This window comes from Haloarcula rubripromontorii, from assembly GCF_001280425.1.
In the GTDB taxonomy this organism is placed as follows: domain Archaea; phylum Halobacteriota; class Halobacteria; order Halobacteriales; family Haloarculaceae; genus Haloarcula; species Haloarcula rubripromontorii.
Genome location: NZ_LIUF01000012.1, coordinates 44,245 through 52,996 on the forward strand (window position 1 = coordinate 44,245; position 8,752 = coordinate 52,996).

Consider the following 8,752-nt stretch of genomic DNA (forward strand, 5'->3'; position numbering starts at 1 on the left):
CTGAGAGTAGCCACCGCGTACCTGTGGTGCCCTTATTCGCTCGGGGCTGGAACAACGAGTACAATCACGTCGTTGACGTTCGTCCCAGTCGGTCCGGTTTCGACTGTCGCCTCGATTTCTGAGAGGTGTGGGCCGGCATCATTTGCAAGCAGCGCGCCGCGGGCTCGTTCGCGGTCCTCGATGCTGCTCGTATTGGCGATAGCCCCGGCCACGTCAGAGCTTCCGTCCTCGCCATCAGTGTCAACTGCAGCGATGACCGCGTCGCCGTCGTGGGCCAGTACTCCCGAGAGAACAACTTCCTGATTAGGGCCTCCCTGTCCGCCATTTCCGCTTACCGTGACGGTCGTCTCGCCACCGGCAAGGAGGACTGCTGGCGGTTCGACCGGTGTGCCAGTCGCTGTAGCTTCTTCGGCGATAGCGACGAGCGGCTTCGCTACCTCGCGGGCCTCGCCGCGCAGCCGAGACGTGAGGACTACTGGTTCGTAGCCGGCCTCCCGCGCGACGGCAGCGGCGGCATCAAGTGCGGTTGCGTTGTCCGCGATGAGGTGGTTCGTAACACGGTCGAAGGCAGGGTCGTCGGGAGACGGCGTTTCCGGGATTTGGCCCTCCCGCCCAGCTTCGAGATGGTCGTGAACGGCTGGCGGCGGCGCGAGGTCGTATCGGTCGAACACATCGAGTGCATCTCCATACGTTGTTTCGTCCGGGACTGACGGACCGCTACCGATGGTCGAGAGGTCGTTTCCGACGACATCGCTGATTAGTACCCCGGCGACAGTAGCGGGAGCCGCGCGCCGTGCTATCTGTCCACCTTTCAGGTCTGAGAGGTGCTTCCGGACCGCATTAATCCCTGTAATCGGAACGCCACCACTGAGAAGTCTATCGGTCGTTGTCTGGAGATCCTCCAGTGTCAGGTTCCCAGCCGGAGCCGATAGCAGCGCGCTGGCTCCGCCGGTCAGGACAAACAAGATGAGCGTGTCCGTGCCGGCTTCATCGACAGTCTCTAGTATCTCGGTCGTCGCCCCAACGTTCTTATCTGACGGTAACGGGTGGTCCCCGACCGAAATCTGAACGGTTTGAGTGTCGACGGCTTGCTTGGAGACGATGTGGCCGCCGCAGAGGCTGTCGCCGAGTACAGACTCAAGCGCCCGTGTCACGCCGCCTGCGGCTTTCCCGCCGCCGACAACGACAACATCGGTGTACTCGTCAAGATCGTAAGTCGTCCCGGCGATCGTCAGCGTCTCGCCGTCGCGGCTGACGGTCGATTTGGTGGCTGCCGCAGGTGCAGCCGCGTCCACGGCGGCTTCGATACAATCGAGTGCCACCTCGTGTGCAGCGCTGGCAGTCAGTGCGCTCCGGTTATGAATCATACGACCGCTTCCGTCCGAACCGGTAAAAAATCCCACGCACAAACAGTGACCAGTGGTCCAGAAGTCGCGTCCAATCTGGAGGCAGTGCAGGCTCTGTGAATCAGCCCTTTGATGACTCCACAACGAACCGTACTGTCGTATCTGCCGGGATATAACTGGGAATGTCAGCAGGCAACAGCACGGCTGTCCTCGTTTTCAACTGCGTTTATCAGAATCAGTGTTAGACGCTATTTTATATCAGTATGCCTTGATTATCTCATCGCTGTGTGGGGACAAGTACTGACTTCGTGACAGAAAAGGTAACTATCTCGGTACTATCGAGAGCAAGAAAATTGGCCTGAATGAGACTCTCGCCCCGAATTTGCAATATCCGTTAGCAGCAACAGGAGGTGTCTATTCGCCTTCAGCGCTGAGCGTTGATTCAAGCCCCTCTCGAAGAGACACGGTTGGTTCATATCCGAGCAATGTGCGTGCATCACTGAGGTCCGCTTCGCTCTCCCTGATATCGCCCACCCGCTCGGGGACGTGTTCAATTGCCACATCCGTTCCAACGATGTCCCGGACGGTTTCGGCGAGTTCGTTGATACTGACGCTTCGTCCAGTTCCGACGTTGAACGGCCTGCCGGTAGCATCTGTCGTGGCTGCAAGCAGGTTGGCCCGGACGACATCATCGACGTGAACGAAATCCCGCGTCTGGTTTCCGTCTCCTTCGACTGTGAGAGGGGTGCCAGCCTGCGCCTGACGGATGAACGTGCCGATGACACCAGCGTATTCCCCGTCAAGCCCACGCGGCCCATAGACATTGAAGTACCGTAACGGGACTGTCGGCAGACCGTACTGCTCTGTATAAAACCGCGCATACTGTTCACCGAGATGCTTCTCGATTCCGTACGGAGTGCGTGGGTCAGCCGGTTCCGTTTCGGTAATTGGGACCGTATCGGGGGTACCGTATACAGCGGCACTTGAGGCGAGTACGACCCGTGCATCTTGTCGTCGAGCGCAGTCGAACACAGTGACGGTTGCCGATCCATTAAGTTCGTGACAGGCGACCGGCTGCTCGATTGACTGTGGGACACTAACCATTGCGGCCTCATGAAAAACTACGTCAACACCATTCATCGCCTCGTCGAGCGTTTCCTTATCTCGTATATCGCCCTCAACGACAGTCACATCGGCTGGGAGGTTGGCACGCCGTCCTGTTGAGAAGTCATCAAGGACTCGCACATCGTTCTCCCCCGCTAGCGCTGACGTAAGATGGCTCCCAATGAATCCACCGCCGCCAGTAACTAACACCCGACAATTACGGATCTCATTCGTCGACATACTACCCAAACAGGGGGTTTTCATGGCTTAAGTTATTCGTAGACATACGCCTCGGTTCCTGGGCGAGTACTCTTGGTATCACAGGGTATATGCCGAAGGAAAGTCCTGTGAGACCGTAGCGGCCATGTGTCGTATCCCCACAGCAGTCCATACTTTGTTACCGTCTTTTTGCGGATAATACAGAACTGGCGCAATCTCGGAAAGCTGGGAATAACAATATGATAACTCGTACACAGCAGAGCACAACGGAGTCCACTATTCGCCACAATGACACCACTGAACGTACCGGAGCGTGTGGACGATCACACCGGACGACCGCAATCGAGCGCGGTTCCGGAGTGGAACTGAGATGTCGGATAGAATTCAGCAATCGCCCGCTAATGACAGCACCCGGGAGGTTTCGAAGAACTTGCCCGCCGTTGGATTAGTCGCAACCGAGTCAAACGCAGAGTGGATTGCGGCTGAGATTCTTCGTATACACTCACGGGCGCACCAAGCAATTGTTACGGCTGCAGTTGATGCTGATCTTCAGGCACTCACTTTTGCCCGGTGGCTCGATGCAGAAGTGGTTCTCCCCTCTGGAAACTGGGCTGAGGCCGATTCCCCCCGCGAGCGACTGCAGCTGTTCGCTAAGGAAGCTGGGTATCCCGGACTTCTCTACCATGGTGAGGAGGATGGGTCAGTTAATCTCCCGGCAAGCCGGGACGCCCTGAAAAATACCGAGAAATTCACCGTCGACGCCCAACTTGAACCCGTCACCGAGGCGGATCCGACTGTTATGGTCGGAATTCCGGCGTATAACGAGGCGGCGACGATTGGTACGGTGGTGGAGTCAGCCAAGAACTATGCAGACACCGTTCTGGTGGTCGACGACGGGAGTACTGACGACACTGTCGAAGTCGCAGCGGCAGCGGGCGCGACAGTGTACGAACACGACCGTAACGTCGGCTATGGTGGTGCCCTCAACAGTATTTTCGACCAAGCTGACCGGGGTGATGCCGACTACCTGGTCATTCTTGATGCTGATGGGCAACACGATCCCAGTGATATCCCGGAATTGATCGAACAGCAGCAGGAGTCGGGAGCCGAAGTCGTTATCGGAAATCGGTTCGATGAGGACGCAGACACCGAGATGCCGTTGTATAGGCGGTTTGGTCTGTTTGCGGTGAATCTCATGACTAATCTCAGCCTTGGAATCCTCAGGCCGACCAAGCAGATCAGCGACACTCAGAGCGGTTTCCGTGCGTATAGCACAGAGGCGATAAGCTCACTCGCTGAAGACAACTCAATCGGCGACCACATGGATGCAAGTACCAATATTCTCTATCACGCACACTCGAACGGCTACCAGGTCGTCGAGGTTCCAACGACGATAGATTACGACGTGGAGGCTTCTAACAACCTTGGCCCAGTTGAGCATGGGCTCACCCTCGTCGGCAATATTATTCGGACGGTTGAGCGAGAGCATCCTATCATGTTGCTCGGTGTGCCTGGAGTCTCCTGCGTTCTGATGGGATTTGTCTTCACCTACTTTACGATGTTCAATTATCTTCAGTCCGGGAGCTTTCCGCTTGGATATGCTCTGGCTAGCACTACGTTCACGATCATTGGGATCCTCGCATCCTTCACCGGAATTATTCTTCACTCCTTGGAGTTGTACCGGAAATAGCCAGCGGTTCAGGAGTTGAGCGGCCGTATTATGTGGTCCAGACGCCTTTATCAGGTCTGGGTTTACCATGATGTCATCTCTATTACTAGAAACAACTTCTGCATAACAAAGGGTAATCTATATGATTCGTAAGTCAATGCGAAGCGAATCAACATCAGACTATCCGGCACAGCGACAGCGTGGCGAATCAAAACCGAAACGATCGAGCCCACAGAGAGCATGAGTATCTGCGTCCATGGCCTCGGCTATATCGGGCTCGCGACTGCATCGTTGTTCGCCAACGCAGGTACTGATGTCACTGGTTTCGATGTTGACGAAGGCGTAATCGATCGCCTCAACGAGGGAGACCCGAACGTCAGCGAGCCTGAACTTGAGTCGTACATTCAGGATGCGCTAGAGTCCAATCTAACGCCGAGCCACCGTCCACAACCCGCTGATGTACATATTATCTGTGTTCCAACCCCGTACGACGAACTGAACGATGGAGCGGATCTGACATATGTGAAAGATGCCGGACGAACCGTGGCGAACGTTCTCAGGTCGGGCGACACCGTGGTGTTGGAGTCAACAGTACCGCCGGGCACAACGACCGGAATCCTGGCGCCAATCCTGTCACAAGGTGACCTCGAGATCGGTGAGGATGTACACTTAGGGTACACGCCTGAGACGGTGATGCCAGGGAATACGCTCACAGAGCTCCGAACCAACGATCGAATCGTTGGTGGTGTTGATGAGGACTCAGTCAGCGCCATCAAATCTCTGTATGAACCACTCACCTCAGGAGAGATACATGTCGCCGCAGACCCAACGACTGCCGAGTTCGTGAAGCTTGCACAAAACGCCGAACGAAACGTCAGTATCGCGTATGCTAACACGCTTGCACTCCTCGCAGAGAACTACGGCATTGATGTTCGGTCTGCAATTTCCCTCGCGAACAACCATCCACGGGTTGATATTTTGAGCCCTGGTCCGGGCGTGGGTGGGCACTGCCTTCCTGTCGATCCACATTTCCTGAGCGATGGGTCTGGTGCCACAGAGCTACTCGATATCGCGAGCCAAGTCAACAGCAGGATGCCCGAACACGTCGTCAGAATGCTCGAAGATGCCATCGACTCACTCGAAGACAAGACTGTGGCCGTCCTTGGAATCACGTATAAGGGCAACGTCAGCGACACTCGCAATTCTCCGGGGTTGGAAATAGCCAAACTGCTCGGGACTGTCACGGTAGATACACGCCCGGCCATGGATGGGGGTTGGGACGAGGGGTCAGTCACGATTCATGACCCACGGGCAACGGACTCCAGATTGCAGCTAGTACCCCTCGATGTAGCAGTTGACGGCGCTGACGCAGTGATATTTGGGGCTGCACACGATGAGTTTGCAGCGCTCGACCCAGAGGACATCAGGTCGAAGATGGCGGGCCGAACTGTGGTTGACCCGGTCGATGTCATCGACACGGCGCAGTGGACTGAGCAGGGATTCGATGTCCGGACACTCTGAGCTAGTGCTACGAATAGCCGTCTGCTAGAACCAATTCTCCCACAGGCAATCAGCAACGGCGTAGGAGGCCTATAACAAATCTTATCGGCTACTCACGAAACCGCTATGAAACTGACTAGATGGACTCTCACCGGGCGTTCAACTAACGGAATCGGGAGCAACAATGACTGACAGCACCGTTGGGTTTGTCCTTGGAACGCGCCCAGAGATTATCAAGTTAGCCCCGGTGATCCAGGAGTGTCATCGGCGTGGCGTCGATACACACATCGTCCACACTGGTCAGCATTACTCGGACTCGCTTGATGCCGTCTTTTTCCGACAGCTCGGGTTATCACCACCAGATGTGAACCTCGAAGTCGGATCTGACGATCACGGGGCACAGACTGGTGCGATGCTCGCTGGTATCGAGGAAGAACTTCAGGCTACCGAACCCACAGTGGTGTTTGTCCAAGGGGACACGAACTCGACTCTTGCGGGCGCACTCGCGGGGAGCAAGATGGATGTCGACGTGGCTCACGTCGAAGCTGGGCTTCGAAGTTTCGATGACGAAATGCCCGAAGAGACAAACCGCGTCATCATTGATCATATCGCTGAGTATCTGTTTCCACCGACCGCCGAGACAGCAGCGTTACTCCGAGACGAGGGGATTCCCGAGGACCGTATCACAGTCACTGGAAATACCATTGTCGACGCAGTCGAAACCTTTGACAATGAGGCTGCAACCAGCAGTCAGATTCTGAGTGAGCTCGGCGTTTCGGAGGGCCAGTTCGACCTCTTGACCGCTCACCGAGCGGAAACAGTCGACGACCGGGAAGCGTTCGAGCGGATTCTCAGCGGCGTCGCACGAGCAAGCGCTCAAGCGGAGCGGGAAGTCATCTACCCGATTCACCCCCGAGCGGAGGACCGCCTCGAAGAGTTCGGCATCGCAGTTCCCGACCAAATTCGTCTTATCGAACCACTGGATTTCTTCGATTTCCTCAGACTAGAGAGTACAGCGGACCTGGTGTTCACCGATTCAGGAGGTGTGCAGGAAGAGACCAGCATCCTCGGAACACCGTGTGTGACGCTTAGGTATGGAACTGAGCGCCCTGAGACAGCATTTGTTGGTGCGAACTGCGTTGCCGGCCGGGAGCCGAGTAGTATCACCGCGGCGGCGACACAAATGCGCGGAAAGGCTGGGGACTGGAACACGCCGTTCGGAGATGGGACAGCCGCTGTTCAGATTCTCGATGCAATCCCGGAACTCCCCGACAGAGAAGCAGTCACGGCCCCTGAGTGACCAGAGCCGGCAAGCGCTGTCTCTCAATAGTGAGTCTATTCTTGAGTACGAGTTGACTGGTCCCCGAGGTTGGCCTGACTGGGGGGAGACGGATGACGACTCAATTGCGTACAACTGGACGCTCATGGACTGCACAGTTGCTTTCCAAGTGGCAGTTCATCAACTGACAGCAGTCTCCTTGCCATCCAGTGAGTAAATAGAGAGGCCAGATTACGGACGACAATCTTTGATCTGCCTGTCTGCACTGGTAGTAACTGTCTAATTTTATTACTTCACTCTCATCAAACGATAATGGCTACTGATGCAGGTGCGAACATCGAGACGGAGTCGTTCCCGATCGATCTTCTGCTGGTCGGACTCCTTGGCCTCTGGCATCTCGCCGCCGTCGAAGGGTATATCGGACAGTCGCCCGCAAGAGTTCTGTTAGGGTTGGTGGCGGTGCTTATCGCGCCGGGATACGCTCTGATTGCGCTTCTATTCCCGCGCGGTTCCGCCGAGTCAGATGGATTGTTTGACAACTGGAGGGGAGGAATATCCACAGGCGAACGATTTGTCCTTGCAGTCGGAAGCAGTGTCTGTATTGTCCCGCTACTGGGGCTAGGAGTAGTCTTGGTTTCGCCTGGTGGGACTACTGGACCGTACCAGCTCTCTATCGGCGTAACGACTGTTCTTCTCACGATTGCTGCAACGATTCGACGGCTGCGAGTGCCAGCAGACGAGTGTTTCAGTCCCGTAGGTTGGGTGATAACTATCCGGAGCAGAGCGTCTCTACCACCAATTAGGAGTGTTCCGACGCTGCGGGTTTTGCTTGTATTCGGGCTTCTTCTCTCCGGTACCGGGATCGGTTACGCGGCCATATCGACTGAACGTGGTGAACAGTTTACTGAGTTTGCGCTGGTAACCGAATCCGACAGCGGAGAGCCTATTGCGTCTGAGTATCCGTCAGAGATTGCACTCGGCGATTCCCGGACTGTGCAGGTCACCATCGGCAACCATGAGGGACAAGAGCTAAATTATACAGTTGTAGTCATCGCTCAGAGAATCGAGAACGGCAGTGTCCTGGCTACCGCGCAGATTGGTCGGTTCAGGAGCCGCGTTGCCGCTGGTGAAACTCTTGAGCGATCGCACGAAATGTCTCCCACGCTGGTTGGGGATGATATTCGCGTTTCATACCTTCTCTATCGGAACGAAGCCCCAGTTGGATCGAACCCTCGCCCCGAGAACGCGTACCGACGGACGCATATCTGGGTTAGCGTTACTAGTGATTGATAGCACCGGCACACTTTATTATGAAGTTATCGCCCGTCTACACCTGTATGACGCCTTCGTTTGAGAACCCCCACCTGTCTTGGAGCTATCACAATGAATGGCTGTGTTGAATCGCCATACAGCAGTGGAATTCACTGTTTCACGGCTCGCTTGATGTTATAGACGACACACATCAGCGCGATTTCACGGAACTCCCGGAACCAAGTACGCGCTCGCACGGCGAAGCCGAGCGAGCGCTTCACAGCCGAGTTCACAGTCTCGGTCATCGAGCGCTGATTGTAGCGCTGTTCGTCGATTCTGGCGTTGTGCGCGTGGTCGTAAGGTGCGAAGATACGATGTTTGATG

General features: G+C 55.8%; 6 protein-coding genes and 1 pseudogene. 4 read left to right on the plus strand and 3 right to left on the minus strand.

Translation table 11 applies throughout. The features are described from left to right. Positions 1-32 precede the first annotated feature (32 nt). Positions 33-1,367 (minus strand): glycerate kinase type-2 family protein, encoded by a 1,335-nt coding sequence (locus AMS69_RS19100; protein WP_053969620.1) that lies wholly within the window; start codon positions 1,365-1,367, stop codon positions 33-35. Between the two features lie 393 nt (positions 1,368-1,760). Further along, on the minus strand, positions 1,761-2,690 hold the full coding sequence (locus AMS69_RS19105; protein WP_053969621.1) for an NAD-dependent epimerase/dehydratase family protein: 930 nt from the start codon (positions 2,688-2,690) through the stop codon (positions 1,761-1,763). A gap of 349 nt (positions 2,691-3,039) precedes the next feature. Here AMS69_RS19105 and AMS69_RS19110 point away from each other — a divergent pair, with 349 nt between their 5' ends. The 4 genes from AMS69_RS19110 to AMS69_RS19125 all read left to right on the plus strand — a co-directional run bounded on the left by AMS69_RS19110 (position 3,040) and on the right by AMS69_RS19125 (position 8,407). Then, positions 3,040-4,359: a glycosyltransferase family 2 protein gene (locus tag AMS69_RS19110; RefSeq protein WP_053969622.1), complete on the plus strand. Its 1,320-nt coding sequence runs from the start codon at positions 3,040-3,042 to the stop codon at positions 4,357-4,359. Between the two features lie 219 nt (positions 4,360-4,578). Next, complete coding sequence (locus AMS69_RS19115; RefSeq protein WP_053969623.1) at positions 4,579-5,859, plus strand: nucleotide sugar dehydrogenase; 1,281 nt, start codon at positions 4,579-4,581, stop codon at positions 5,857-5,859. 163 nt (positions 5,860-6,022) lie between these two features. Beyond that, entirely contained in the window at positions 6,023-7,138 is a 1,116-nt protein-coding gene (gene wecB, locus AMS69_RS19120) for a non-hydrolyzing UDP-N-acetylglucosamine 2-epimerase (RefSeq protein ID WP_053969624.1), read from the plus strand. A gap of 291 nt (positions 7,139-7,429) precedes the next feature. Next, entirely contained in the window at positions 7,430-8,407 is a 978-nt protein-coding gene (locus AMS69_RS19125; protein WP_053969625.1) for a DUF1616 domain-containing protein, read from the plus strand. Positions 8,408-8,538: 131 nt separating this feature from the next. Here AMS69_RS19125 and AMS69_RS19130 read toward each other — a convergent pair. Then, positions 8,539-8,752: pseudogene (locus AMS69_RS19130) on the minus strand (IS5/IS1182 family transposase); the annotation flags it as partial.

Excerpts from the sequence above, each read along its gene's own strand:
- AMS69_RS19100 (WP_053969620.1), bottom strand. The coding sequence starts at position 1,367 with ATGATTCATAACCGGAGCGCACTGACTGCCAGCGCTGCACACGAGGTG.
- AMS69_RS19105 (WP_053969621.1), bottom strand. The coding sequence starts at position 2,690 with ATGTCGACGAATGAGATCCGTAATTGTCGGGTGTTAGTTACTGGCGGC.
- AMS69_RS19110 (WP_053969622.1), top strand. The coding sequence starts at position 3,040 with ATGTCGGATAGAATTCAGCAATCGCCCGCTAATGACAGCACCCGGGAG.
- AMS69_RS19115 (WP_053969623.1), top strand. The coding sequence starts at position 4,579 with ATGAGTATCTGCGTCCATGGCCTCGGCTATATCGGGCTCGCGACTGCA.
- wecB (WP_053969624.1), top strand. The coding sequence starts at position 6,023 with ATGACTGACAGCACCGTTGGGTTTGTCCTTGGAACGCGCCCAGAGATT.
- AMS69_RS19125 (WP_053969625.1), top strand. The coding sequence starts at position 7,430 with ATGGCTACTGATGCAGGTGCGAACATCGAGACGGAGTCGTTCCCGATC.